Source organism: Streptomyces sp. NPDC111656, from assembly GCF_055656965.1.
In genome coordinates, this window is the sequence record NZ_JBVKCA010000005.1 from 205,014 (window position 1) to 231,266 (window position 26,253).

Sequence of the window (26,253 nt, forward strand, 5' to 3'; positions counted from 1 at the left end):
CCGCCTTCTTTCCTGCGTGTGCTGCTGCTTGCCTCGCCCCACTGCCGGTCCCAACCTAATTGATCAGGGCTTGACGTGAGCTGTCGTAGCGCCGTCGTCCGGCTCAACAACAGATACGTCCCGCAGATGCGCGGGTATCAGCGAGGTGACGGCGAGCCCGAAGAGGACGGCCGCGAACAGCGCGGGTCCGTTCAGTCCGTAGGCACCCGCCACGGCGCCGCCGAGCAGGGCGCCGACCGGGGCACCGGAGGTGGAGGCGGTGCGGAACGCGGAGCTGACGCGGCCCACCATGGCCGCCGGGCTGCGTTGCTGCATCAGCGTGACCTGGTTGACGTTCCACACCATGCCCATCAGTCCGAGCAGTGCCATGCCCGCGAGGAGTGCACCCAGGTGGCGGACGGTGCCGAGGAGTACCAGGGCCGCCGTCTGGACGCATCCGCACAGGAGCAGGCTCCGTACCCGCCCGATCCGGCGCGCGATCCACTGGGCCGGCACTCCCCCGGCCAGGGATCCGGCCGAGTAGGCCGTCATCGCGGCCGCGAAGCCCGCGTTTCCCGCGTGCAGCCAGCCGGTCACGTGCAGGACCAGTGTGGCGATCAGGGCGCCCATGCCGATGTTGCACAGCAGGGTGGCCGTGCAGACCGCGCGCAGCACCCTGTCGTGCCACAGGGTGCGCACTCCTTCGGCCACCTCCGCCCGCAGGGTGCTCCCGGCGGGCCGGGGCTCCCGCTCGGGCGCCCGGATCCGCAGGGAGGCCACGAGGGCCGCGGCCAGCAGATAGGTGACCGCGTCGGCCGCGAACGGCGCGGCGGCCCCGAGGGTGAGCAGCAGCGGCACGAAGGGGCCGGCCAGGAAGCCGCCGGCGAGCTGCTGGCCGGTCATCAGCCTGGCATTGGCGCTGCCCAGGGTCTCCTTGCCCACCAGGGAGGGCAGCAGGGCCGTGGACGCGTTGTCGAACAGCGTCTGGAGGGTGGTCAGGGCGAAGGCGAGCGCGATCAGCAGACCGATCGTGGCGTGGCCGAGCCCGACGGCGAGGGCGAAGCAGGCCACCAGCCCGCCGCGTACGGTGTCGACGGCCCACATCGCCCGCCGCTGGTCCACCCGGTCCGCGACCGCGCCGCCCAGCAGCCCGAAGAGGAGCCAGGGGAGGTAGCCGCAGGCCGTGACGGAGGCGATGACGAGCGGATCGTCCGTGAGCCGCACGGCGAGCAGCGGCAGCGCGGCGGTGCGCAGGGCGTCCCCGAAGCGCGAGACCACCGCCGCGCTCCACAGCCGCCCGAATCCCCCGCGCCACGCGGGTGCCCGCACCTCCGCCGCCTCGACCGTCGCCACAACGCCCCCTCTGGTTCCGCCACTTCAAGAACCGTAGAGGGCACCACTGACAATCGGCTCGCGACGGCGCCGCGGACGCTCCGTGACCGGGTCGGCACGGTGGCGCACCCCGGCGGCGCGCCCGCGCGCGACCCGGCGTACGAAACACGTCCGGCCAGGCACCTCGGTGCCCGGCCGGTTCTCAACTCCTAGATTTCGCCCCGCAGTTTGGCGAGCGCCTCGGCGAGGATGGCCTCGCCGTCCGCGTCGCTGCGCCGCTCCCGTACGTACGCGAGGTGCGTCTTGTACGGCTCGGTGCGCGGCGGGTCCGGCGGGTTGTCCTGGTCCTGTCCGGCGGGAAAGCCGCAGCGCGGGCAGTCCCAGGTGTCGGGAACCTGCGCGTCGCTGGCGAAGCTGGGCACCGTCTCGTGCCCGTTGGAGCACCAGAAGGAGATGCGCAGCCGCGGCGCGGACTCGCCGCGCTCGGCCTCGCCCATCGGCCCCGCCCCGACCCGGCTTCCTCGGATCGCGTTGCCACTTGCCACGGTTGTAACTCCCTGCGTGATGGTGCCGCGAAGCGAGTCGGCGTGACGCTTCGCTGCGAGCGCCTCAGTCTACGTAAGGCCCAACGCGCGTCCAGTGATTGGAGTTACACCCCGGCCCCTAGACGCAAGCCCCATGATAGGCCGCGCCTGGGGGCGCGTACCGGACATGGGGCCTTACGTGCGGATTGTGCTTGCGTAATGTGCAGTTGTGCTGCTGTACCGATGCCGGTCGGTGATCAGTTGTTGACCTTCATCAGGATGCCGAGCACGACAATGGACGCGAACCAGAGCAGACCGACCACCACGGTGATGCGGTCGAGGTTGCGCTCGGCGACCGAGGAGCCACCGACGGACGACTGCATGCCGCCACCGAACATGTCGGAGAGACCGCCGCCCTTCCCCTTGTGCATCAGCACCAGCAGCATCAGCAGCAGGCTGAAGACGATCAGGGCGATCGAGAACCCCAAAACCACGGCTGGACCAACTTCCTCGGAACTGAATGGACGACGGGGGCCGAAGCCTACTGGGTGAGCACCTCAAGCCCACTCCGAAGGCCACGACCCCCGCAAGGGTACGACGAATCGCCGCTAGCGCATACTTACTGGTCGCGGAAGCGGACGATCTTGACGAACTCGTCGGCGTCCAGAGAGGCACCGCCGACCAGGGCGCCGTCGATGTCGGGCTTCGCCATGATCTCCGCGACATTGCCGGACTTCACAGAGCCGCCGTACTGGATGCGGACCTGGTCGGCCACTTCCTGGGAGTACAGCTCGGCCAGCCGGGCGCGGATCGCCGCGCAGACCTCCTGGGCGTCGTCGGAGCCGCAGACCTTGCCGGTACCGATGGCCCAGACCGGCTCGTACGCGATCACGATCGACTCGGCCTGCTCGGCCGGGACGTCCTTGAGACCCCCGTCGACCTGGGAGAGCGTGTGCGCGACGTGGTTGCCCGCCTCGCGGACGGCCAGCTCCTCGCCGACGCACAGGATCGGGGTCAGGCCGTGCTTGAAGGCGGCCTTGATCTTGGCGTTGACGATCTCGTCGGTCTCGTTGTGGTACTGCCGGCGCTCGGAGTGGCCGATCGCCACGTACGTGCACTTCAGCTTGGACAGCATCGGGCCCGAGATCTCGCCGGTGTAGGCACCGGAGTCCTGCGCCGAGAGGTCCTGGGCGCCGTACTTGATCTTGAGCTTGTCGCCGTCGACCAGGGTCTGCACGGAGCGCAGGTCGGTGAAGGGCGGCAGGACGGCGACCTCACAGGCCTCGTAGTCCTTGTCGGCCAGGGCGAAGGCGAGCTTCTGGACGTGCGCGATGGCCTCGAGGTGGTTGAGGTTCATCTTCCAGTTGCCCGCCATCAGCGGCATACGGGTCGTCATGCGGGGTCAGTCCTCCAGTGCGGCGAGGCCGGGGAGCGTCTTGCCCTCGAGGTATTCGAGGGAGGCGCCGCCACCGGTCGAGATGTGACCGAAAGCCTTCTCGTCGAAGCCCAGGATGCGGACGGCCGCGGCGGAGTCGCCACCGCCGACGACCGTGAAGGCCTGGGAGTCGACGAGGGCCTGGGCGACCGCCTTGGTGCCCTCGGCGTAGTCGGGGTGCTCGAAGACGCCCATCGGACCGTTCCAGAAGACGGTGGCCGCGTCGGCGAGCTTCGAGGCGTACAGCTTGCGGGTCTCCGGACCGATGTCCAGGCCCTCCTGGTCGGCCGGGATGGCGTCCGCGGCGACGGTGGTGGGGTTGGCGGGGGCCTTGGTCTTCAGGTCCGGGAACTCCGGCGCGACCAGGACGTCGACGGGGAGGACCAGCTCGACGCCGTTCTTCTCCGCGCGGTCCATGTACTCCTTGACGGCCGGAACCTGGTCCTCCTGAAGGAGGGAGATGCCGACCTCGTACCCCTTGGCCTTGAGGAAGGTGTACGCCATGCCACCGCCGATGAGCAGACGGTCGGCCTTGCCGAGCAGCTGGTCGATGACGGCGAGCTTGTCGGAGACCTTGGCGCCGCCGAGCGCGACGACGTAGGGGCGCTTGACGTCCTCGGTGAGCTTCTTCAGGACGTTGACCTCGGTGGCGATGAGGTAACCCGCGTAGTGCGGAAGGCGCGCCGGGAGGTCGTACACGGAGGCGTGCTTGCGGTGCACGGCACCGAAACCGTCGCCTACGTAGACGTCGCCCAGGGCGGCGAGCTGGTCGGCGAACTCGCCGCGCTCGGTGTCGTCCTTGGACGTCTCGCCCGGGTTGAAGCGCAGGTTCTCGATCACGGCGACCTGGCCGGGCTGGAGGCCGTTCACGGCGTCGTGGGCGGCGGGGCCGACGGTGTCCTGGGCGAACGCCACGGGGGCGCCGAGCAGTTCACCGAGACGCTCGGCGGGCTGCAGCAGGGAGAACGCCGGGTCCGGGGCGCCCTTGGGGCGGCCCAGGTGCGAGGCGACGACCACCTTGGCGCCCGCTTCGGCGAGGGCCTTGATGGTGGGCAGGACGGCGCGGATACGGCCGTCGTCGGTGATGAGGCCGTCGGCGAGCGGCACGTTGAGGTCGGCGCGGACGAAGACCCGCTTGCCGTCCACGCCTTCGGCGAGAAGTTCGTCGATCGTCTTCATAAAGGGACTCCTAGGAGGGCTCTGTTGTCCGGGAGGGCTGATCGATCCGTGCACAGAGCAGGGCTCGGACAACGCGGCTGTGCGCTGCCCGAGCCCTGCTCTCACATCAGAGGTGCCTGCTCCGGGACTTAGAGCTGGCCGCCGACGAAGACCGTGAGGTCGACGAGGCGGTTGGAGTAGCCCCACTCGTTGTCGTACCAGCCGAGGATCTTCACCGAGTTGCCCTCCTGGACCATCGTCAGGGAGGAGTCGAAGGTGCAGGAGGCCGGGTCGCCGACGATGTCCGAGGAGACGATCGGGTCCTCGGTGTAGGCCAGGTAGCCCTTGAGGTCGCCGTCGTCGGAGGCCTTCTTGAACGCGGCGTTGACCTCGTCCTTGGTGACCTCGCGCTGCAGGGTCACCACCAGGTCGGTGGCCGAGCCGGTCGGGACCGGGACGCGCATCGCGATGCCGTCGAGCTTGCCCTTGAGCTGCGGGAGGACCAGAGCGGTGGCCTTGGCGGCACCCGTCGTGGTCGGGATGATGTTCTCGGCGGCGGCGCGGGCGCGACGCAGGTCCGAGTGCGGGAAGTCCAGGATGCGCTGGTCGTTCGTGTACGCGTGGACCGTCGTCATCAGGCCCTTGACGATGCCGAAGTTCTCGTCGAGCACCTTGGCCATCGGCGCCACACAGTTGGTGGTGCAGGAGGCGTTGGAGATGATGTTGTGCTGCGCCGGGTCGTACTGGTCCTGGTTGACGCCCATCACGATGGTGATGTCCTCGTCCTTGGCCGGAGCCGAGATCAGGACCTTCTTGGCGCCGCCGGCGATGTGCTTCTCGGCGTCGGCCTTCTTGGTGAAGATGCCGGTCGACTCGATGACGATGTCGACGCCCAGCTCGCCCCACGGGATGTCGGCGGGGTTGCGCTCGGAGAGCACCTTGATGGTGTGGCCGTCGACCGTGATCGTGTCGGCGGTGTGCGACACCTCGGCCTTGAGGCGGCCCAGGATGGTGTCGTACTTCAGCAGGTGAGCGGTGGTCGCGGTGTCACCCAGGTCGTTGACAGCCACGATCTCGATGTCAGCACCCTGCTCCAGCAGCGCGCGGAAGTAGTTACGACCGATGCGGCCAAAGCCGTTGATGCCTACGCGGATCGTCACGAACCGATCTCCTCGTTAGGTACGCCGACTCAGTGCCGGCGAGTTGTATGGGATGTCCCCGACCGCCTACGACCCTACCTCCCCGGGGCGTCTGCGGTGACATCGAGATACCCCATACACGGCAGGGCGTTCCGTACCCACCAGTAGGGGTACGGAACACCCTCGGTGTTGACGAGATAGTCACACAGGGTTAGCTGTTCAGCGCCCCGAGCGCCTTCTTGATGAGGGCCGCGCGGTCGGCCGCCGCGGTGACGTGCTCCAGGCCGAAGCCCAGCAGCACCGTGTCGTCGGTGGTGATGCCGCCGTACGTCTTGAACAACTCTCCGTAGCGCGCCCAGTCCTTGAGCACGGCGGGGCTGCCCGGGGGCGGTCCCGAGGCGCTCCAGGGTCCGAGGGAGATCTCGAAGCCCTCGGTGTCGGTGGCCGCCCCGCCGACGACGAGGGAGGCGTTGTCCGCGAGGACGCCGTGACCACCGGTGTTCGGGTCGGTGATGTAGGTCAGCGACACCTCGACCGACTTGCCGGCGTACCCGCTGAGGTCGAAGTTGACCTGCTGCCAGCCGCTGGAGGCGCCGGTGAAGCTGTTCCACGCCCCGCTGGTACCGGTGTTGGCGCAGCCGGCGGAGCTCACGGTCAGGTAGTGCTTGAGGAAGGGGTGCTCCCTGACCAGGAATCCGGCCTCGCACTCCGCGGGGACCGTGTTGCTGGTGGCCCCGCCCGCCTCGGGGAGCGTCGTCCAGTCGTCCGCCCCGGTCGTGTGGACTTCGAGCACCGCGTGGTCGTATCCGGGCTCGGTGTCCCACAGGAGCTGGGAACGCAGCGTCGGCTTGTCGGCTGCTCCGACACCGGTGAGGTCGATGGTGCGAGTGAGGCGCTTGTAGGCGTCGTCGGTGTGCACCGCGGCCGCCATGTAGGAGCCCGCGTAGGGCCCGTACGGGTTGACGGTCCCGGCGAACTGCCCTGCTCCCGCGCTCGACCCGAACTGCGGGTACTGCGCGGCGGGCAGCGAGTCCGAGGTGACGCCATAGGTCCCCGCCACGTTCAGCGAGTTGCCGGGCGCGTCGCCGAGTGCCGCCGTGAAGCCGGCCAACTTCCCGGAGCCCGTGTAGCCGGTGGCCCCCGGAGTCGACGTACGGGAGTAGGCGCCCAGGTAGTACTGGCTGAAGTCGTTCGAGAAGGTGCCACCGCCGAGGTCGACGCTGCCGCCGGCCAGCTCACCCGCCTCGATCAGCTTGCCGCCCTCGTTGAGGAAGGCGCGCAGCTGGAGCTGCGTGGCGTTGCCCGGCCGTACGCCGCCCGTGTAGTGGACGACCGTCTTGAAGTGGTCGAGCACGCCGAGCGCGTCGGGTGCGCCCAGGGTCGCCACGTCCCAGACGAGGGGCTTCTTGCCGTTGGCCTTCAGGGCGTCGACGTAGGCCTGGGACTGTGTGGCGGTCGCGCCCTCCTCGGCGACGACCAGCGTGTCGGCACCGGGCCGCTGGGCCACGGTGTACGTGAAGTGCGTGCTGGACGTCTTCTTGCCGCTCTTGGTCTCACCGGTGAACCACACCTCGACCTTGTCGCCGGGGTCGCCGTCCTTCACCTTGGCGCGGTACTCGTCGAAGTAGAGGTTGTCCGTGCCGCCGTAGGTCTCGCCGCCCTTCCAGGCCTTGAGTGCCATGTCCAGCGTACGGCCGCCGTTGACGCGGTACTTGAGCTCCTTGTCGCGTACGGACTTGCGGACGACGACGGAGACCTCTTGGTCGGCGCCGCGGGAGTACGACGTCGTGAAGGGGGCCGGGGTGAAGTCGGGGGCGTCGAGGCCCACCGAGGACGACGGCTGGTCGGGGTGGGCCGCGGTCTCGGCGACGGAGAGCGCGAACGGGACGTTCTTCTCGAACTCCTGCTCGATCAGCTTCTCGTCGTCCGGGAAGGTGAAGACCGAGGCGCAGTCGGCCGCGTTCCAGGCGTCGTTCGGGTCGATGTCCGAGGCGGTCTCACAGGTCGACATCTCGGGGGTGAACATCGCCATGCCGTTGACGTTGCCCGCGTGGCCGTCCGCCTCGCCGTTGGTCGTGTAGAGCTCCGAGGAGACCTGGGGGTGGTAGCCCGGGATCGCGGAGTGCTCGGGGGTTCCGGCGAGCGCCTTGTAGAGCACGTCGTCCGGGGTGGGCGTCGCCACCTGCCAGCCCACTCCGTAGAGGAGCAGTTGGGCGGCGGAGTGGTAGTTGATGCCGTACGTGAAGTCGATCCGCTTCTCGAAGGCGTCGAGCGCCTTGGTCTCGGGCTCGGAGCCGGGGCTCGCGCCGCGGTAGGTCTCGTTGGTGGGGTTGGGTGACGAACCCTCGTCGTCGTAGCCCCACTTGTAGGCGAAGTTGCGGTTGAGGTCGACGCCGTCACCGGTGGAGATGACCCCGTCGCCGTTGACGTCCCGCAGGTTCTTGCGCCACTGACGGGCGTCGGCGTCCTTGAACGTGTAGTCGTAGCCGTCGGGGTTGGCCGACAGCACGAACCACAGTTCGGTGGAGTCGACGATCTTCTTGATGCGTTTGTCCGTGGAGTAGTTGTCCAAGTAGTAGTGCATCAGACGCCGTGTCATCTCGGGCGTGATCCACTCGCGCGCGTGCTGGTTGGACATGTACAGCACGGACGGCTTGGAGCCGTCCTTGGACTTCTTCGCGCCCTTGGTCAGTTTGAGCGCGAGGATGTCCTGGCCGTTGACCGTCTTGCCGATGGAGACGACCTTGGCGAGGTCGGGGTGGGCGGCGCCGGTCTTGACGATCTCCTCCTGGAGATTGCCCTTGCCGCTGTACGGGCGGAACACGCCCTGGGCCGCGTTCTCCACCCGCGCCTCGGCCTTGGCCGTCAGGTCGTGCTCGGTGAGGGCGACGCCCTGCTTCTGCAGCTTCTTGGCCTGCTGGTCGGTGACGTAGACCTCGACCGCGCTCTTGCCGTTCTTCCACGTCGCGTCGCCGAGTTCGTGGCCGTCCTGCCCGGCCGCGAGCAGCAGGGGTACCTGCTGCTTCGTGATCTCCGCGCGGAACACCTTCACGGCGTTCGCGTCGGGCTTGGGTGAACCGCCGTTCTGCGCCTGGGCGATGGGCGCCATGCCCGCACCGCCCAGCAGGAGCGCGCCCGTAGCGAGGATCGCTCTCGCTCTTCGTCTCATGAGCCCCCCTTGCGTGAGTCCGCCACAGCAGCGAACAGATGCCAGGCTCATGACACTTCATGGTCAAGTCAAGGGTGCCTCACAGGAACGCAAACGCCGGTGCCGACGTCCCAAGTGGACATCGGCACCGGCATGTTGGGCTTCCGGCGATCGGTCGGAGCAGTCAGCCCGCGAGGTTGTCCGCCATCTCCTCGGTGAGGTTCGACTCCGTCCCGGGGATGCCGAGATCCTGGGCCCGCTTGTCGGCCATCGCGAGCAGCCGCCGGATACGGCCGGCGACGGCGTCCTTGGTCAGCGGCGGGTCGGCGAGCGCGCCCAGCTCCTCCAGGGAGGCCTGCTTGTGCTCCATGCGCAGCCGTCCGGCGGCCGCGAGGTGCTCCGGCACCTCGTCCGCGAGGATCTCCAGGGCGCGCTGCACGCGGGCCCCGGCGGCGACGGCGGCACGGGCCGAGCGGCGCAGGTTGGCGTCGTCGAAGTTGGCGAGCCGGTTGGCCGTGGCGCGGACCTCGCGACGCATCCGCCGCTCCTCCCAGGCCAGCACCGACTCGTGCGCTCCGAGACGGGTGAGCAGCGCGCCGATCGCGTCTCCGTCACGGACGACCACGCGGTCCACGCCGCGCACCTCGCGGGCCTTCGCGGCGATCGAAAGCCGACGGGCGGCACCGACGAGCGCGAGCGCCGCCTCCGGACCCGGGCAGGTCACCTCCAGGGAGGAGGAGCGACCCGGCTCGGTGAGCGAGCCGTGCGCCAGGAACGCTCCGCGCCAGGCCGCCTCGGCGTCGCAGGTGGCCCCCGAGACCACCTGCGGCGGGAGGCCCCGGATCGGGCGCCCACGACCGTCCACGAGCCCCGTCTGGCGGGCCAGCTGGTCGCCGCCCGCGACGACGCGCACGACATACCGGGAGCCGCGGCGCAGACCGCCGGGCGCCATCACGATCAGTTCGGAGCTGTGGCCGAAGATCTCCAGAATGTCCCGCTTCAGCCGGCGCGCCGCCATCGCGGTGTCCAGCTCCGCCTCGATCACAATCCGGCCGCTCACCAGGTGGAGGCCGCCGGCGAACCGCAGAATGGCGGAGACCTCCGCCTTTCTGCAGCAGGTCCGGGTGACGGGGAGCCGGGAAATTTCATCCTTCACCGCTGCCGTCATCGCCATGGGCCGATCCTTCCATGCATCCGAAAAATACGGTCGTACGCGGCGGCCAACAGCTCCGGGTCGTGCCGCGGAGATCCGTCGGTCCGGGCCACCGGCGCCAGCTCGACCGCGGCGCCGAACCGCTGGGCGGCGTCGGCGAGTGAGTCGCGATCGGGCACGGCGGCCTCGTCGGCCAGCACCACGTCCAGGGCGAGTTTAGGGGCGTGTCGTCCCAAAACCTCCAAATGACGCTGCGGGGAGAAGCCCTCGGTTTCTCCGGGCTGCGGGGCGAGGTTCAGGGAGAGTACCCGGCGCGCCTTCGTCTCGGTGAGCGCATCGAGGAGCTCGGGCACGAGAAGGTGCGGAATCACCGAGGAGAACCAGGAGCCGGGGCCGAGGACCACCCAGTCGGCGTCGAGGACCGCCGCCACGGCCTCGGGGACGGCGGGCGGGTCGGCGGGGACGACGTGCACGGACTGCACCTCGCCGGGAGTGAGGGCCACGGTCGCCTGTCCCCGTACGGTCTCCACGTCCTCGGGCCGCTCCGGGTCGTGCCCCTTGACCAGGGCCTGGAGCTCCAGGGGTACGGCGGACATGGGCAGCACCCGGCCGTGCGCGCCGAGCAGCCTTCCGACCAGGTCCAGGGCCTGGACATGGTCGCCGAGCTGTTCCCACAGGGCGACGATCAGCAGATTGCCGACCGCGTGCTCGTGCAGATCGCCCTGGGACTGGAAACGGTGCTGGATGACGCGGGCCCAGGTCTGGCCCCAGTCGTCGTCGCCGCACAGCGCGGCCAGGGCCTTACGCAGGTCGCCGGGCGGCAGCACGCCCAGCTCGTCGCGCAGACGCCCGCTGGAACCGCCGTCGTCGGCCACGGTGACGACGGCGGTGAGGTCGCCGGTGATCCGGCGCAGCGCGGCGAGCGAGGCGGACAGCCCCATGCCGCCGCCGAGGGCGACGACCTTGGGCTGGGCACCCCGGCGGCGCGGCTTCGCGCCGCGCGCCTCGGCGGGCCTGTCGCCGCGCCCCTCGGAGGCGACCCGGCGCAGCCTGCTCAGCCGCAGTGCGGCACGTCCGGTCACTCGCGCCCCATGTCCCGGTGGACGACCACGGTCTCCACGCCCTGCGAGGCGAGGCGGGCGGCGAGCTTCTCGGAGGTGGCGACCGAGCGGTGTTTGCCGCCGGTGCAGCCGACCGCGATGGTCACATAGCGCTTGCCCTCGCGGCGGTAGCCGGCGGCGATGAGCTGGAGCAGCTCGGTGTAGCGGTCGAGGAACTCCTTGGCGCCGGGCTGGTTGAAGACGTACGCCGACACCTCCTCGTTCAGGCCGGTGAAGGGGCGCAGCTCCGGGACCCAGTGCGGGTTGGGCAGGAAGCGCATGTCCACGACCAGGTCGGCGTCGACCGGAAGGCCGTACTTGAAGCCGAAGGACATGACGGTGGCCCGCAGCTCGGGCTCCTCCTCGCCGGCGAACTGGGCGTCCATCTTGGCGCGCAGCTCGTGCACGTTCAGGCTGGAGGTGTCGATGACCAGGTCGGCGTCGCCGCGCAGCTCGCGCAGCAGCTCGCGCTCGGCGTCGATGCCGTCGACGATGCGGCCGTCGCCCTGGAGGGGGTGCGGACGGCGCACGGACTCGAAGCGGCGTACCAGGGCCTCGTCGGAGGACTCCAGGAAGACGATCCGCCGGGTGACGTTCTTCGCCTCCAGGTCGGCGAGGGACTCGCGGAGGTTGTCGAAGAAGCGGCGGCCTCGTACGTCGACGACGACCGCGATCCTCGCCACGTTGCCCTGGGAGCGGGCGCCGAGCTCCACCATGGTGGGGATCAGCGCGGGCGGCAGGTTGTCGACGACGAACCAGCCGAGGTCCTCCAGACACTTGGCGGCCGTCGACCGGCCCGCCCCGGACATCCCGGAGATGATCACCAGCTCGGGGATGGCGGCTTCGGGCACCGCGGGCGTCTCCATCGTCGTACCCCCCTGGGTCTCGTCGGCGGCCTGTGGTGCGGCCGTCTGCCCGGTCTGTGGTCCGGCCGGTTGTTCGGCCGGTTGTTCGGCCGGTTGTTCGGTCTGTGCTGGGATCTCTTGTCGTTCGTTGTCGCTCATGTCTCCTGCCCCCGTCGCTCGTGTGAGGCGCCCGCGGACACGGGCTCCTCCGGGGAGCCCGTGGTCGTACCGGACGCCCCGACTTCCTCGTCTTCCATGATCTCTCCAGTCGCCGTGTTCACGGCGGGTGCGGCCGGAGCCGCCTGGGCGAGGGCCACGGCGACCGCCTCGGCCGTCTTGCGGCCTATGCCGGGGACCTCGCAGATCTGGTCGATGGTCGCGGATCGCAGCTTTTTCACCGAGCCGAAGTGCTTGATCAGCGCCTGTTTGCGGGTCTCGCCGAGGCCCGGCACCTCGTCCAGTGGGCTCGCCTTGAAGCGCTTGGCCCGCTTGGTGCGCTGGTAGGTGATGGCGAAGCGGTGGGCCTCGTCACGGACCCGCTGGAGCAGGTACAGGCCCTCGCTGGTGCGGGGCAGGACCACCGGGTCGTCCTCGTGCGGCAGCCAGACCTCCTCCAAGCGCTTGGCGAGACCGCAGACGGCGATGTCGTCGATGCCCAGTTCGTCGAGGGCCCTCTTGGCCGCCGCGACCTGCGGCTGGCCACCATCGACGACGACGAGCTGCGGAGGGTAGGCGAAGCGCTTGGGGCGGCCGTCCTCCTCGGTGAAGGCGTTCCCCACGAAGGCGTTCCCCTCGCTGTCACCCTCCAGGGCGGCGTTCCCCAGGGGAGCGCTTTCGGTGGAGGTCCCGTCGGCGGAGGCCCCGTCGCGGGAGGTCCCCTCGCTGGAAGCGTTCTCGCCGTTCGTCCACTCGCCCGTCCGCTCCTTCTCGGCGAGATAGCGCCTGAAGCGGCGGGTGATCACCTCGTGCATGGAGCGGACGTCGTCCTGGCCCTCGAAGCCCTTGATCTGGAAGCGCCGGTACTCGCTCTTGCGCTGCAGCCCGTCCTCGAAGACGACCATGGAGGCGACCACGTCGTCCCCCTGGAGGTGCGAGATGTCGTAGCACTCGATCCGGAGCGGGGCACTGTCCAGGTCGAGGGCTCCGGCGATCTCCTCCAGGGCGCGCGAGCGGGTGGTCAGGTCGGAGGCGCGCTTGGTCTTGTGCAGGCCGAGAGCCTGGAGCGCGTTGCGCTGCACGGTCTCCATGAGCGCCTTCTTGTCGCCGCGCTGCGGGATGCGGAGGGAGACGTTCGACCCGCGGCGCTCGGTCAGCCACTCCTGGACGGGCTCCACGGGGTCGGGCAGTGCCGGAACGAGCACCTCCTTGGGGACGGAGTCGCCCGTCTCCTCTCCGTAGAGCTGCTGCAGCGCGTGTTCGACCAGGTCACCGGTGGTGACGGCCTCCACCTTGTCGGTGACCCAGCCGCGCTGGCCGCGCACCCGGCCGCCGCGCACATGGAAGATCTGCACGGCGGCTTCCAGCTCGTCCTCGGCGACGGCCATCAGGTCGGCGTCGGTCGCGTCGGCGAGCACGACCGCGTTCTTCTCCATGGCCTTCTTCAGGGCCTCGATGTCGTCGCGCAGACGGGCCGCCCGCTCGTACTCCATCTCCTCGGCCGCGTCCGTCATCTGCTGCTCGAGGCGGCGGATGTACGTCCCCGTACGGCCGGCCATGAAGTCGCAGAACTCCTCGGCCAGCTCACGGTGTTCCTCGTCGGAGACCCGCCCGACGCAGGGGGCGGAGCACTTGCCGATGTAACCGAGGAGGCAGGGGCGGCCGGTGCGGGCGGCGTTCTTGAAGACGCCCGCCGAACAGGTGCGGACCGGGAAGACACGCAGCAGCAGGTCGACGGTGTCACGGATCGCCCACGCGTGCCCGTACGGACCGAAATAGCGCACGCCCTTGCGCTTGTGGCCGCGCATCACCTGCACACGCGGGAACTCCTCGTTCATCGTCACCGCGAGGTAGGGGTAGCTCTTGTCGTCGCGGTACTTGACGTTGAACCGGGGGTCGTACTCCTTGATCCAGGAGTACTCCAGCTGCAGCGCCTCCACCTCCGTGGACACCACCGTCCACTCCACGGACGCGGCCGTGGTGACCATGGTGCGGGTGCGGGGGTGCAGGCCCGCCAGGTCCTGGAAGTAGCTGGCCAGGCGCTGGCGCAGGCTTTTCGCCTTTCCGACGTAGATCACCCGGCGGTGCTCGTCGCGGAATTTGTACACCCCGGGAGAGTCCGGGATCTGTCCCGGCTTGGGGCGGTAGCTGGAGGGGTCGGCCATGTCACACACCCTACTGGCGAGGGCTGACACCGCGACGACCTCCCGGCCCGCCTGTGGACTCGGCCGCCGGGACCGCGATCGCAGATCGGCCAGAGGGCGGTACGGCAGGTTGAGTAGGTTGCGTATCAGGTGTTGTCGGGGCTTGGTCAACACGCTTCAATGCGTGGGAACTCGGGGTCGTGGACGGCGACAGGCGCGTGTGAACAAGCCCCGCGCGCCGGCCGGGCGCTCCCGAGGACCTACATCCAACGGTCTGACCAGCCGTTGTGAACATTCACAGAAAGGCCCCTGCATGCGGTACGGCACACAGCACGCGGACGTCGCCATTGCCGAACTGGAGACGGCCCTGGCGGGAGGCCCCTTCCATGTCGCACTGCGCGCCGCGATCGCCGCACGCGGCCTGCCCCTGCAGCGCGTACAGCACCATCTGTCTCGGTACGGGGTCAAAGTCGGGGTCACGAGCCTGAGTTACTGGCAGCAGGGCGCCCGGCGCCCACAGCGCCCCGAATCGCTGCGCGCCGTACGCGCCCTGGAGGAGATACTCCAGCTCCCGGACGAGTCGCTGATCCGGCTGCTGGCCAAGGCCGACCAGCGCTGCGACCCCCAGCGCCCCACCGGCCGCTCGTACCGCTCCCTGGTGGAGGCCTCCGGCGTCCTGGAGCGACTCCTGGCCGAGCTGGAGTCACCGCTCGACGGCGGGCTGCACACTCTCGGCCACCACGAACTCGTCCGGATAGGCACGCACCGCGAGCTGCTCGCGCGTGAATCCCACCACATCGTGCGGGCCTACAAGGACGGTGTGGACCGCTATGTGGCCGTCCACCACGGTGACCCCGGCTGCGCCCCGGAGCGCACGGCGGTCCGAGCACTGGAAAACTGCCGCACGGGACGGGTGCGCTGGCACCACGACACCGGAGTGATGGTCGCCGAGCTGCTCTTCGACACGCGGCTGCGCGCAGGAGATACGTTCCTCTTCCGCTACGGCTTCGAGGACGGCACGGCCGGCGCGTCCAGCGAGTACGTACGCGGGTTCGGCTTCGCGGGCGGGCAGTACGCCCTCCAGGTGCGGTTCGCCGAGGATGCGCTGCCCGTGCGCTGCCACCGGTTCACCCAGCACTCGGCGGCGGCACCACGCAGCGGCCGCCAGGAGCTCGCCCTCAGCGGGCGCCATCGCTCGGTGCATCTCGTCGAGCCGCGGGTGCGGTCGGGCATCGTGGGCATCGGCTGGGACTGGGAGTGACCCCGACCGGCCGGGAACGCGGCGTCACCGCACTCCCGGTCAGGGACCCGCGACGATCCTGCCGCCCTTGGCCTGCACGGACAGCTCCTTCAGCGGCACGGTGGCCGGGGCCTGCAGCACCTGGCCCGTCGCCGCGTCGAACTCGCTGCCGTGGCACGGGCAGATCAGCGTCGTGCCCTGAAGCTTGTTGATGGCGCACCCGGCGTGCGTGCAGATCGTGCTGAACGCCTTCAGAGAGCCGTTCTCGGCGCGGCTGACCACGACGTTCTCTTCCCGGTACAGCTTGGCGCCGCCCTTGGCGACCTCGCTCTCCGCGCCCAGCTCGACCGGCGCGGTCGGCGCCGCCGGCGTCCCGCCCCCGCTGCCGCCGGAGCAGGCGCTGAGGGCGATCCCGGCGACCGGGGCGAGCGCCGCTCCTCGCAGGACGGTACGGCGGGCAGGCATGGCGTCTCCACAGGTCGGGGCCGGGTGTGTGTCGACGATACCGGTAGGGATCATTCCGCCCGGAGGGGGTCCTCATAGATGCGGCCCCGAAGGTGCCCTCAAAAGTGCGGGTGACAGGACGTAAACGTTTACGCAAGCGTTTACGTCCACCGTCGAATGCGATACGTTCCCGCCGGAGCAGGCCGAGAGTTCGGGGAGGGCCCCAGGGGGACGCCCGGGAGAGGCGAGGCAGGGCGATGGCAACGATGGTCGACGTGGCGGCGCACGCGGGAGTGTCCGTGGCGACCGTCTCCCATGTGCTCAACGACACGCGCCCCGTGCTGCCCCACACCCGCCAGGCCGTCCTGGACGCCATCGACGCGCTCGGCTACACGCCCAACACCCTGGCCCGTTCGCTGGTCACCGCACGCACCCGGTCCATCGGCCTCGCGGTGTCGGCGATCAGCAACCCGTACTTCACGGAGATCCTCCAGGGCGTCGAAGCGGGCGCCCTGGAGCACGGGTACGGGCTGCTCCTCGCCGACCCGCACGACGATCCCCGGCACGAGCGGAAGGTCGTCCAGCTGCTGCACGAGCGACGCGTCGACGGTCTGATCGTCGCGCCCTCCGCCGATCCGGACGCGCTCCTGCGCTACCTCGGGCAGCACAACGTGCCGACCGTCTTCCTGGACCGCCTGGTCGAGGCCCCGGCCGACCACCCCTTCCGCTTCGACTTCCGCTTCGACCAGGTCTGCACCGAGAACGCCGAGCCGATGGCACGGCTGGTCGGGCATCTCGCCGAACGGGGTCACCGGCGCATCGGGCTCGTCGCGGGCCTGCCCGGGCTCAGCACCACGAACGAGCGGATCTCCGGCTACCGCCACGGCCTCGCGGGCGCCGGGCTCCCCTACGACGAACGGCTCGTGACGCACGGCGACTCCGAGGCGACGGCCGCCGAACGTGCCACCGACGCGCTGCTGTCCCTGGCGGCGCCCCCGACCGCGCTGGTCACCGGAAACAACGCGATGACCATCGGGGCCCTGCGCGCCCTGCGCGCACGCGGTCTGTCCGTGCCGGACGACCTGGCGCTGTGCTGCTTCGACGACTTCGCCTGGGCGGATCTGTTCGCGCCACGGCTGACCGCGATCTCCCAGCCCAGCAAGGAGATCGGCGCGCAGGCCGTCCGGCTGCTCCTGGAACGGCTCGCCTCGCCGGACCACCCGGCCCGCACCGTGCGCCTCCCCTGCGCCTTCGTCCACCGCACCTCGTGCGGCTGCGCCGAGCCCCCCGGGACACCGGGGGCCTCCCCCGCCGACCCGAGTCAGAAGAGTCCCGCGAAAGGATCCCTGTCGTGATCGTCGTCGCCGGTGAGGCCCTGATCGACCTGGTACCGCAGGGCGCGGGCGCGCTCGTCGGCCTGCGGCCCGCACGCGGCGGCGGCCCCTACAACACGGCGGTGGCGCTGGGCCGCCTCGGCTCCCCCACCGCCTTCTGCTCCCGAGTCTCGCACGACGCCTTCGGCGAGGCGCTCCTCGGCGGGCTGCGCGAGGCGGGCGTCGACGTGTCCTCGGTGCAGCGCGGGACGGAGCCGACGACCCTCGCGGTCGCCTCCATCGACGCGGACGGCTCGGCGGCGTACTCCTTCTACGTCGAGGGCACGGCCGACCGCCTGTTCGCCGCGCCGGAGTGTCTCCCGGACGCCACCCGGGCGGTGTCCTTCGGGACCTGCTCGCTGGTCCTGGAGCCGGGCGCGAGCGCCTACGAGGAGCTCATGCGGGCCGCCGCCGCGCGCGGCGTGTTCACCACGCTCGACCCGAACATCCGAGCCGTGCTCATCCCCGACGCGGACGCCTATCGGGCCCGCTTCAAGAGCTGGCTGCCGTCGGTGTCGCTCCTCAAGCTCTCCGAGGAGGACGCGCTGTGGCTGGGCGGCACCCCGCGCGAGTGGCTGGCCTCCGGTCCCGCGGCCGTCGTGATCACCCAGGGCGGCGACGGCCTGACGGTGTTCACCCAGGACGGATCCGTCCACTCCGTGCCCGGTGAGCCGGTCGAGGTCGTGGACACCATCGGCGCCGGAGACACGGTGAACGCGGCCCTGCTGCACGGCCTGGCCGCGCGGGACGCGCTGTCCCGGGCGGCACTGGCCGAGCTGGGCCCCGAGGGCTGGAGCGAGCTGCTGCGGTTCGCGGCCCGCGCGGCGGCGATCACCTGCTCCCGAGCGGGCGCGGAGCCGCCGTTCGCCGCGGAACTCGACGCCCCCTGAGGCAGCCGGATCCGCTGAGACCGATGTGGTCCAAGGGCGGCTGAATGTGCAACAGGCGGTGCCCCATGGGGAGTTCCCATGGGGCACCGTGTTTTTCGTGATGTGTCGGGCCTGGCCCGTGCTGCCTGCCGGATCAGGCCTTGCGTGCCCGCGTGGTCTTCTTCGCGGGGGTCGCCTTCTTCGTTGCCGTCGTGCTGGTGGCCGCGGCGGCCTTCTTCGTGGCCGTGTTGTTCACGGCCTTCGTGGTCGTCTTCCTGGCCGTCGACTTGGCCGCGACCGCCTTCTTGGCCGTCGCCTTGCGGGGAGCCGGTACGGAGGCGGCGTCGCTGATCCGGTCCGCGCCCAGGACCTCGCGCAGGAACTTGCCGGTGTGGCTGGCCGGAACCCCGGCGACCTGCTCGGGCGTGCCCTCGGCGACCACGAGACCACCGCCGTTACCGCCCTCCGGGCCCATGTCGACGACCCAGTCGGCGGTCTTGATGACATCGAGGTTGTGCTCGATGACGATGACCGTGTTGCCCTTGTCGACCAGACCGGAGAGCACCGTGATCAGCTTGCTGATGTCCTCGAAGTGCAGACCGGTGGTCGGCTCGTCCAGCACGTACACCGTGCGGCCCGTGGAACGCTTCTGCAGCTCGCTGGCGAGCTTGACGCGCTGGGCCTCGCCGCCGGACAGCGTCGGCGCGGACTGACCGAGCCGGACGTAGCCGAGACCGACGTCGTTGAGCGTGCGCAGGTGGCGGGCGATCGCGGGGACGGCCTCGAAGAAGCCGAGGGCCTCCTCGATCGGCATGTCGAGGACCTCGGAGATGGACTTGCCCTTGTAGTGGACCTCCAGGGTCTCCCGGTTGTAGCGCGCCCCGTGGCAGACCTCGCAGGGGACGTACACGTCCGGCAGGAAGTTCATCTCGATCTTGATGGTGCCGTCGCCCGAGCAGTTCTCGCAGCGGCCGCCCTTGACGTTGAAGGAGAAGCGGCCGGGCATGTAGCCCCGCACCTTCGCCTCGGTCGTCTCGGCGAACAGCTTGCGGACGTGGTCGAAGACTCCGGTGTACGTGGCCGGGTTCGACCGCGGGGTGCGGCCGATGGGCGACTGGTCGACGTGCACGACCTTGTCGACGAGGTCGTCGCCGTCCACACGCGTGTGCCGCCCTGGAACGCTCCGGGCGCCGTTGAGCTCGCGCGCCAGGTGTGTGTACAGGATGTCGTTGACCAGCGTCGACTTGCCGGAACCGGAGACACCGGTGACCGCCGTGAGCACGCCCAGCGGGAAGGACACGTCGATGTCCTGGAGGTTGTTCTCACGGGCGCCGTGCACGGTGAGCCTGCGGCCCGGGTCGGCGGGGCGGCGGATGTCCGGAAGCGGGATCTCCCTCTTGCCCGACAGGTACTGGCCGGTCATCGACTCGGGGTTGGCGAGCAGCTCCTTCAAGGGGCCGCTGTGCACGACCTTGCCGCCGTGCTCACCCGCGCCGGGGCCGATGTCGACGACCCAGTCGGCGACCTTGATGGTGTCCTCGTCGTGCTCGACGACGATGAGCGTGTTGCCCATGTCGCGCAGCCGGACCAGGGTCTCGATCAGCCGGTGGTTGTCGCGCTGGTGCAGGCCGATGGACGGCTCGTCGAGGACGTACAGGACGCCGACGAGGCCGGAGCCGATCTGGGTGGCCAGGCGGATGCGCTGGGCCTCGCCGCCGGAGAGCGTGCCGGCCGCGCGGTTGAGCGACAGGTAGTCGAGGCCGACGTCGACCAGGAAGCGCAGCCGTTCGTTGACCTCCTTCAGGACGCGCTCGGCGATCTTCTTGTCGCGCGCGTCGAGCTTCAGCTTGCCCAGGAAGTCCGCGCAGTCACTGATCGACATCGCGGAGACCTCCGCGATCGACTTCTCCATGACGGTGACGGCGAGGATGAGCGGCTTGAGGCGGGTGCCCTCACAGGTGGGGCAGGGCACCTCGCGCATATAGCCCTCGAAGCGCTCGCGGCTGGCGTCGCTCTCGGACTCGCTGTGCCGCCGCTTGATGAAGGGGACGGCCCCTTCGAAGGGGGTGGTGTAGACACGCTCGCGCCCGTACCGGTTGCGGTAGCGCACCTCGATCTGCGTCTTGTGGCCGTAGAGCAGGGCCTTCTTGGCGCGCTGCGGGAGACCGGCGAAGGGGATGTCGGTCCGGAATCCCAACGCGTCGGCGAGGGCTCCGACGAGCCGCCCGAAGTAGTCCTTGGTGTGCCCGTGCGACCAGGGGTGGATGGCGCCCTCGTCGAGGGACTTGTCCTCGTCCGGGACGATCAGCTCGGGGTCGACCTCCATGCGCGTACCGATACCGGTGCACTCGGGGCAGGCGCCGAAGGGCGAGTTGAAGGAGAAGGAGCGGGGCTCCAGCTCCTCGAACGACAGGTCGTCGTACGGGCAGTACAGGTGCTCCGAGTACATGCGCTCGCGCTCGGGGTCGTCCTCGGGGAGGTCGACGAAGTCGAGCACGACCATGCCGCCGGAGAGCCCGAGGGCGGTCTCCACGGAGTCGGTGAGGCGGCGCTTGGCGGAGTCCTTCACCGTGAGGCGGTCGACGACCACCTCGATGGTGTGCTTCTCCTGCTTCTTCAGCGTGGGCGGCTCGGTGAGCTGGATCGTCTGGCCGTCGACCCTGGCCCGGCTGTACCCCTTGGTCTGGAGATCGGCGAAGAGGTCGACGAACTCGCCCTTGCGCTCGCGCACCAGCGGCGAAAGGACCTGGAAGCGGCTTCCCTCGGGCAGCTCCAGAACCCTGTCGACGATGGCCTGCGGCGACTGGCGCGTGATGGGGCGACCGCACTCGGGACAGTGCGGCTTGCCGATGCGCGCGAAGAGCAGACGCAGGTAGTCGTAGACCTCGGTGATGGTGCCGACCGTCGAGCGCGGGTTGCGCGAGGTCGACTTCTGATCGATGGAGACCGCCGGGGAGAGGCCTTCGATGAAGTCCACGTCCGGCTTGTCCATCTGGCCGAGGAACTGCCGGGCGTACGAGGACAGTGACTCCACGTAACGCCGCTGCCCCTCGGCGAAGATCGTGTCGAAGGCCAGCGAGGACTTGCCCGACCCCGACAGGCCCGTGAAGACGATGAGCGAGTCGCGCGGGAGGTCGAGCGAGACATTCTTCAGATTGTGCTCGCGCGCTCCACGGACGATGAGACGGTCGGCCACGCCGGTCCGCACCTTTCTTGAGAGAAGTGACAGGGGCCGAGGCCCCCGTCTTTCCCAGACTAGGGGGAGCCACTGACAGCGCCGGTTGCTTTCCCTGGTTCACAACAATCCCGGGCCATCCAGCATGCCCGACGCCGCACTCGAGGGTATAGCACGTGCATTCGATTTGCGGGTGTGGCCGACCACCTTCACCCGAACGTGTGGCGGGGCTAGGGTCGGCCGCATGATGGATCATGTGCGCGACCTGGCGTCTGTACGTGACGCGACGGAACGACTGCTCAACGCAGCCACCAAAATGGACAACGCTTCCGCGGCCGAGCCGTCACGGTTGCCCGGCTGGAGCCGCGGCCATGTGCTCGCCCACCTCTCCCGTAACGCGGACGCGCTCGTGAACGTCCTCGACGGGCGCCCCATGTACGTCTCCGGGGAAGCCCGGGACGCCGACATCGAGCGGGACGCGCCGCGCCCTCTGGACGGACAGCTCGCGGACCTGCGGGAGAGCGCGGCCCGGTTCCAGGACACGGGGGCGGCGCCCGCGGACTGGTCGCGCACGGTGGAGCTGCGCAACGGGGTCACGGACTCCGCGGCCCGGGTACCGTTCCGGCGCTGGGGCGAGGTCGAGCTGCATCACGTGGATCTGGGGATCGGGTACGAGCTCGAAGATCTCCCGGAGGAGTTCGTGGAACGGGAGATCGAGTTCCTCGCCGATCGGTTCACGGGGCACTCCCAGGTGTCCTCCACACGGATCACCGACGGCACGCGCGCGTGGAGCACGGGACGCGATGCCGAGGGCGGACCCGAGGTCACCGTGACCGGTCCCGCACCGGCGCTGCTCGGCTGGCTCTGCGGACGGCGCGACGGTTCGGGGCTGAGCGTCGATGGCGGGCCACTCCCCGCGCTCCCCCCGCTATAGGCTGCCGTCATGACGTACAGCGGAGCGGTGAAGGTCGGCGGACCTGCCGATGTGCACGAGCTGCAGAACCTGATGATCTCCAAGGTCGCGGTCGGCCCGATGGACAACAACGCCTATCTGCTGCGCTGCCGGGCCACCGACGAGCAGCTGCTGATCGACGCGGCCAACGACGCCGGCACCCTGCTCACGCTGATCGGTGACGACGGCATCGCGTCCGTCGTCACCACACATCAGCACGGCGACCACTGGCAGGCGCTCGCGGAGGTCGTGGTGGCCACCGGCGCCCGCACCTACGCGGGCCGGGACGACGCCGAGGGCATCCCCGTGCCGACCGACGTCCTCGTGGGCGACGGCGACACGATCCGGGTAGGGCGCGTGGAGCTCACCGCGCGCCACCTCGTGGGACACACGCCGGGCTCGATCGCCCTCGTCTACGACGACCCGCACGGGCACCCGCACGTGTTCACCGGGGACTGTCTCTTCCCCGGCGGCGTGGGCAACACCCGCAAGGACCCGAAGGCGTTCGCCAGCCTCATCCACGACGTCGAGACGAAGATCTTCGACGCACTGCCGGACGAGACCTGGGTCTACCCGGGGCACGGCAACGACACGACGCTGGGCGCCGAGCGGCCGCACCTTCCGGAGTGGCACGCACGCGGCTGGTGACTCCGGGTCGTGTGACGAACGAAGCCCGACCGGTCCGGGTCGTATGACGAACCCCGACCGGTCCGGGCCCTCTCACTGACCCAGACCGGGGGCGTGAAGTCCGCGAACACGCGCCCCGTGTGAATGGAGCGCACGCGCCGGTGCCCCGCGCGCGCTCCCGGCGTGTGCGGTGGTGCAGTCCACTGGAAGCAGCCCCGCTCAGGTCGACGGCTCCTGACGCGAAACGGGCCGCCGGCCCATTGATCCCCGCCCTCGGCCGGCGGCCCCGGCGAAGCCGTCGGCAGTCCGATCCGCGGCTCTTCTCATCGAGCGTTCACGGGACCGCAACACACGTTCCCACTATGCGGACATTTACGGTTGTGACCTCGACAAACGGCCTGCCTCGCTGTCACTCTCCCGCCATGCATCTCGCCCAACGCACCCTGCGCCGCGCCGCGTCCGCCACCACCGTCGCCCTGCTCGCCGTCGCCGTGGGCTGTGCCCCGCAGCCGGAGGACAAAGCCTCCGCCAAGGCCTCCGGGACAACCGGGGAAGCCTGCGCGAAGGGCGCGTTGGGCACCCGGACGTCCGGCAAGCTGACCATCGCGACCGACGAGCCCGCGTACGAGCCGTGGTTCAAGGACGACAAGCCCGCGAACGGCAAGGGCTTCGAGTCCGCGGTCACGTACGCCGTGGCCAAGCAGCTCGGCTACGACAAGAGCGACGTCGTCTGGCAGACCGTCCCCTTCAACAAGGCCTTCGCGCCCGGTGTGAAGACCTTCGACTTCGACATCAACCAGGTGTCGATCAGCGCCGAGCGCAAGAAGGCGGTGGACTTCTCGTCCGGCTACTACGACGTCCGCCAGGCCGTCATCGCGCTCAAGGGCTCCAAGGCAGCGAAGGCGAAGAGCATCGCGGACCTCAAGGGCCTCAAGCTGGGCGCCCAGGTCGGCACCACCAGCCTGAACTACATCGACGACGTGGTGAAGCCGACCCAGCAGCCGGCCGCGTACGCGAAGAACGACCAGGCCAAGTCCGCGCTGAAGAACGGTCAGGTCGACGCCATCGTGGTCGACCTGCCGACCGCGTTCTACATCACGGCGGCCGAGGTGACCGACGCCAAGATCGTCGGGCAGTTCGAGAACACCGGGGGCACGCCCGAACAGTTCGGACTCGTCCTCGACAAGGGCAGCGCCCTGACCCCGTGCGTGACGAAGGCCGTGGACGCCCTGCGCCAGGACGGCACGCTCGCCTCGATCGAGAAGCAGTGGCTGTCCGAAGCCGTCGACGCTCCGGTGCTCAAGTGACCGTCACCAAGGAGGAGTCGGAAGGGGAGCCGGGAGGAGAGCCGGGAGCGGGCTCCGGTGAGGGCGGCATGTCCGAGGCGTACGTCCCGTCGCAGCGGCGGATCGAACGGGAGCGCCACAAGCGCGCCCGCGCCCGCCGCGCGACGGTGATCGCCGCGCTCTCCACCCTGGTCACCGGCGTCGTGCTGTACCTCGTCGTCGTCAACGCGCCCGGCTGGTCGCGCACCAAGGAGACGTTCTTCAACGGGCGGTACGCGCGCGAGGCGTTCCCCAAGGTCCTGGAAGGGCTGTGGCTGAACGTACGGCTGCTCCTGATATGCGGCGCCGCGGTCCTCGTCCTGGGCATGCTGATCGCCATCGCCCGCACCCTGCGCGGCCCGGTGTTCTTCCCCGTACGGGCCCTGGCCGCCGCGTACACGGACTTCTTCCGTGGCCTCCCGCTCATCATCAACCTGATGATCGTGGTCCTGGGCGTCCCCGCGCTGCGGCTGCAGGGCGTCACCGTGGACCCGGTCCTCCTGGGCGGTACGGCGCTGACGCTGACGTACTCGGCGTACGTCGCCGAGGTGTTCCGCGCCGGCATCGAGTCCATCCACCCCTCGCAGCGCGCCGCGGCCCGCTCGCTCGGGCTCACCAACCGGCAGGCCCTGCGCTACGTCGTCCTCCCCCAGGCGGTACGCCGCCAGGTGCCGCCGCTCCTCAACGACCTGGTGTCCCTCCAGAAGGACACCGGGCTCGTGTCGATCGGCGGCGCGGTCGACGCGGTGCGGGCCGCCGACATCATCGTGGGCCGCAGCCTCAACTACACGCCGTACATCGTCGCGGGACTGGTCTTCGTCGCGCTGACCATTCCGATGACCCGCTTCACGGACTGGATCACGGCCCGGATGGACCGTCAGCGGGCCCAGGGAGGGACCATATGACCGGCACACCGGTGCTGCGGATGGAATCCGTCCGCAAGACCTTCGGCGACTCCGTCGTACTGCGGGACGTCGACCTGGAGGTCGCCCCGCACACGGTGACCGCGCTGATCGGCGCCTCCGGCTCCGGCAAGTCGACCCTGCTGCGCTGTGCGAACCTCCTCGAGGAGATCGACGACGGCGCGATCTGGCTGGACGACGAGGAGATCACCGACCCTAGGGCCGACCACGACGCCGTACGCCGTCGGATCGGCGTGGTCTTCCAGGCGTACAACCTCTTCCCGCACATGACCGTGCTGGAGAACATCACGCTCGCCCCGCGCCGCGTGCACGGCGTGGGCCGCGCGGAGGCCGAGGCACACGCGCGTGAGCTGCTCGACCGGCTCGGCCTCGGCGCGAAGGCGGGCGAGTACCCCGACCGGCTGAGCGGCGGGCAGCAACAACGGGCTGCGATCGTCCGCGCGTTGGCCGTACGTCCCCGGCTGCTGCTCCTCGACGAGATCACCGCCGCCCTCGACCCGGAGCTCGTGGGTGAGGTCCTGTCCGTCGTCCGGGACCTGAAGGACGAGGGCATGACCATGGTGCTGGCCACGCACGAGATGGGCTTCGCCCGCGAGGTCGCCGACCAGGTGTGCTTCCTGGACGGCGGTGTGGTCCTCGAACGCGGCACGGCCGAGGAGCTCTTCGGGAGCCCGCGACAGGAGCGCACCCAGCGGTTCCTGCGCCGGATCGTGGAGGCGGGGCGGCTCTGAGTCAGGCTTGCGCCTGCCCCGTCCCCGCCAGCGCCGCCACCCGCTCCACCGCGAACGCGTACCCCTGCACCCCGCACCCCGCGATGACCCCGTCGGCCCGCTGCGAGACGTACGAGTGGTGCCGGAACGCCTCGCGCTGGTGGATGTTGGAGATGTGGACCTCCACCACCGGAAGGCCGTCACAGGCGTTGAGCGCGTCCAGGATCGCGACGGAGGTGTGCGAGTACGCGGCCGGGTTGATCACGATCCCGGCGTGGTTCAGGCGCGCCTCGTGGATCCAGTCCACCAGCTCGCCCTCGTGGTTGGACTGACGGAAGTCCACCGTGCCGCCGTGCGCGGCGGCCGCCTTGGCACACAGGGCCGCCACGTCCGCGAGCGTGTCCGAGCCGTAGATCTCCGGCTGACGCTGCCCGAGAAGGTTCAGATTGGGCCCGTTGAGGATCATGATCGGGGCGTTGGCGAGGGTGCGGGGCACGGTTCC

General features: G+C 69.9%; 22 protein-coding genes. 8 read left to right on the plus strand and 14 right to left on the minus strand.

Annotated elements, in window-relative coordinates:
• Positions 1–63 precede the first annotated feature (63 nt).
• The 11 genes from ACZ7M3_RS17185 to uvrC form a co-directional block, all read right to left on the minus strand.
• Positions 64–1,332, minus strand: coding sequence for an MFS transporter (locus ACZ7M3_RS17185; protein ID WP_472064145.1), 1,269 nt, complete (start codon positions 1,330–1,332; stop codon positions 64–66).
• Positions 1,333–1,520: 188 nt separating this feature from the next.
• Positions 1,521–1,856, minus strand: a complete 336-nt coding sequence (locus ACZ7M3_RS17190) for an RNA polymerase-binding protein RbpA (protein ID WP_095855286.1) — start codon at positions 1,854–1,856, stop codon at positions 1,521–1,523.
• 236 nt (positions 1,857–2,092) lie between these two features.
• Complete coding sequence (gene secG, locus ACZ7M3_RS17195; RefSeq protein WP_031143845.1) at positions 2,093–2,329, minus strand: preprotein translocase subunit SecG; 237 nt, start codon at positions 2,327–2,329, stop codon at positions 2,093–2,095.
• A gap of 125 nt (positions 2,330–2,454) precedes the next feature.
• A complete protein-coding gene (gene tpiA / locus ACZ7M3_RS17200) occupies positions 2,455–3,231 on the minus strand; it encodes a triose-phosphate isomerase (RefSeq protein ID WP_095855285.1) in 777 nt (258 codons plus the stop codon).
• A gap of 6 nt (positions 3,232–3,237) precedes the next feature.
• Positions 3,238–4,449, minus strand: coding sequence for a phosphoglycerate kinase (locus tag ACZ7M3_RS17205; RefSeq protein ID WP_472064148.1), 1,212 nt, complete (start codon positions 4,447–4,449; stop codon positions 3,238–3,240).
• A gap of 128 nt (positions 4,450–4,577) precedes the next feature.
• Positions 4,578–5,588: a type I glyceraldehyde-3-phosphate dehydrogenase gene (gap, locus tag ACZ7M3_RS17210; protein ID WP_351303047.1), complete on the minus strand. Its 1,011-nt coding sequence runs from the start codon at positions 5,586–5,588 to the stop codon at positions 4,578–4,580.
• Between the two features lie 190 nt (positions 5,589–5,778).
• Positions 5,779–8,736: a M14 family metallopeptidase gene (locus ACZ7M3_RS17215; RefSeq protein WP_472064150.1), complete on the minus strand. Its 2,958-nt coding sequence runs from the start codon at positions 8,734–8,736 to the stop codon at positions 5,779–5,781.
• Between the two features lie 163 nt (positions 8,737–8,899).
• Complete coding sequence (gene whiA / locus ACZ7M3_RS17220; RefSeq protein WP_010987695.1) at positions 8,900–9,889, minus strand: DNA-binding protein WhiA; 990 nt, start codon at positions 9,887–9,889, stop codon at positions 8,900–8,902.
• Positions 9,880–10,950: a gluconeogenesis factor YvcK family protein gene (locus tag ACZ7M3_RS17225; RefSeq protein WP_355303873.1), complete on the minus strand. Its 1,071-nt coding sequence runs from the start codon at positions 10,948–10,950 to the stop codon at positions 9,880–9,882. The genes whiA and ACZ7M3_RS17225 overlap by 10 nt, the downstream gene beginning before the upstream one ends.
• Positions 10,947–11,972, minus strand: a complete 1,026-nt coding sequence (gene rapZ / locus ACZ7M3_RS17230) for an RNase adapter RapZ (protein ID WP_472064153.1) — start codon at positions 11,970–11,972, stop codon at positions 10,947–10,949. Before rapZ ends, ACZ7M3_RS17225 begins: the two co-directional genes overlap by 4 nt.
• Positions 11,969–14,134, minus strand: coding sequence for an excinuclease ABC subunit UvrC (gene uvrC, locus ACZ7M3_RS17235; protein WP_472064155.1), 2,166 nt, complete (start codon positions 14,132–14,134; stop codon positions 11,969–11,971). The genes rapZ and uvrC overlap by 4 nt, the downstream gene beginning before the upstream one ends.
• A gap of 292 nt (positions 14,135–14,426) precedes the next feature.
• Between uvrC and ACZ7M3_RS17240 the strand changes: the two genes are divergently transcribed.
• A complete protein-coding gene (locus tag ACZ7M3_RS17240; protein WP_095855279.1) occupies positions 14,427–15,374 on the plus strand; it encodes a hypothetical protein in 948 nt (315 codons plus the stop codon).
• A gap of 39 nt (positions 15,375–15,413) precedes the next feature.
• On the opposite strand, the gene ACZ7M3_RS17245 is transcribed toward ACZ7M3_RS17240, so the two are convergent.
• On the minus strand, positions 15,414–15,818 hold the full coding sequence (locus ACZ7M3_RS17245; protein ID WP_388525259.1) for a Rieske (2Fe-2S) protein: 405 nt from the start codon (positions 15,816–15,818) through the stop codon (positions 15,414–15,416).
• Between the two features lie 236 nt (positions 15,819–16,054).
• Between ACZ7M3_RS17245 and ACZ7M3_RS17250 the strand changes: the two genes are divergently transcribed.
• Complete coding sequence (locus tag ACZ7M3_RS17250) at positions 16,055–17,152, plus strand: LacI family DNA-binding transcriptional regulator (RefSeq protein ID WP_472064158.1); 1,098 nt, start codon at positions 16,055–16,057, stop codon at positions 17,150–17,152.
• A complete protein-coding gene (locus ACZ7M3_RS17255) occupies positions 17,149–18,060 on the plus strand; it encodes a carbohydrate kinase family protein (RefSeq protein WP_472064160.1) in 912 nt (303 codons plus the stop codon). The genes ACZ7M3_RS17250 and ACZ7M3_RS17255 overlap by 4 nt, the downstream gene beginning before the upstream one ends.
• 133 nt (positions 18,061–18,193) lie before the next feature.
• On the opposite strand, the gene uvrA is transcribed toward ACZ7M3_RS17255, so the two are convergent.
• Positions 18,194–21,235 (minus strand): excinuclease ABC subunit UvrA, encoded by a 3,042-nt coding sequence (gene uvrA / locus ACZ7M3_RS17260; protein WP_261686138.1) that lies wholly within the window; start codon positions 21,233–21,235, stop codon positions 18,194–18,196.
• Positions 21,236–21,458: 223 nt separating this feature from the next.
• On the opposite strand from uvrA, the gene ACZ7M3_RS17265 reads away from it, so the two are divergent.
• From ACZ7M3_RS17265 to ACZ7M3_RS17285, 5 genes are all read left to right on the plus strand, one after another.
• A complete protein-coding gene (locus ACZ7M3_RS17265; protein ID WP_355303857.1) occupies positions 21,459–22,148 on the plus strand; it encodes a maleylpyruvate isomerase family mycothiol-dependent enzyme in 690 nt (229 codons plus the stop codon).
• Between the two features lie 9 nt (positions 22,149–22,157).
• Entirely contained in the window at positions 22,158–22,814 is a 657-nt protein-coding gene (locus ACZ7M3_RS17270; RefSeq protein ID WP_075026258.1) for an MBL fold metallo-hydrolase, read from the plus strand.
• A gap of 401 nt (positions 22,815–23,215) precedes the next feature.
• A complete protein-coding gene (locus tag ACZ7M3_RS17275) occupies positions 23,216–24,100 on the plus strand; it encodes an ABC transporter substrate-binding protein (protein ID WP_472064163.1) in 885 nt (294 codons plus the stop codon).
• Positions 24,097–25,023 carry an amino acid ABC transporter permease gene (locus ACZ7M3_RS17280; protein WP_472064164.1) on the plus strand — a complete coding sequence of 309 codons (927 nt, stop codon included), beginning with the start codon at positions 24,097–24,099 and terminating at the stop codon, positions 25,021–25,023. The genes ACZ7M3_RS17275 and ACZ7M3_RS17280 overlap by 4 nt, the downstream gene beginning before the upstream one ends.
• The gene (locus ACZ7M3_RS17285) at positions 25,020–25,772 is read left to right on the plus strand and encodes an amino acid ABC transporter ATP-binding protein (RefSeq protein WP_067364105.1); all 753 of its coding nucleotides are present in this window, start codon (positions 25,020–25,022) and stop codon (positions 25,770–25,772) included. The genes ACZ7M3_RS17280 and ACZ7M3_RS17285 overlap by 4 nt, the downstream gene beginning before the upstream one ends.
• Before the next feature lies 1 nt (position 25,773).
• Here ACZ7M3_RS17285 and aroQ read toward each other — a convergent pair whose 3' ends face one another.
• Positions 25,774–26,247, minus strand: coding sequence for a type II 3-dehydroquinate dehydratase (gene aroQ / locus ACZ7M3_RS17290; RefSeq protein ID WP_054235938.1), 474 nt, complete (start codon positions 26,245–26,247; stop codon positions 25,774–25,776).
• Positions 26,248–26,253: the final 6 nt, after the last annotated feature.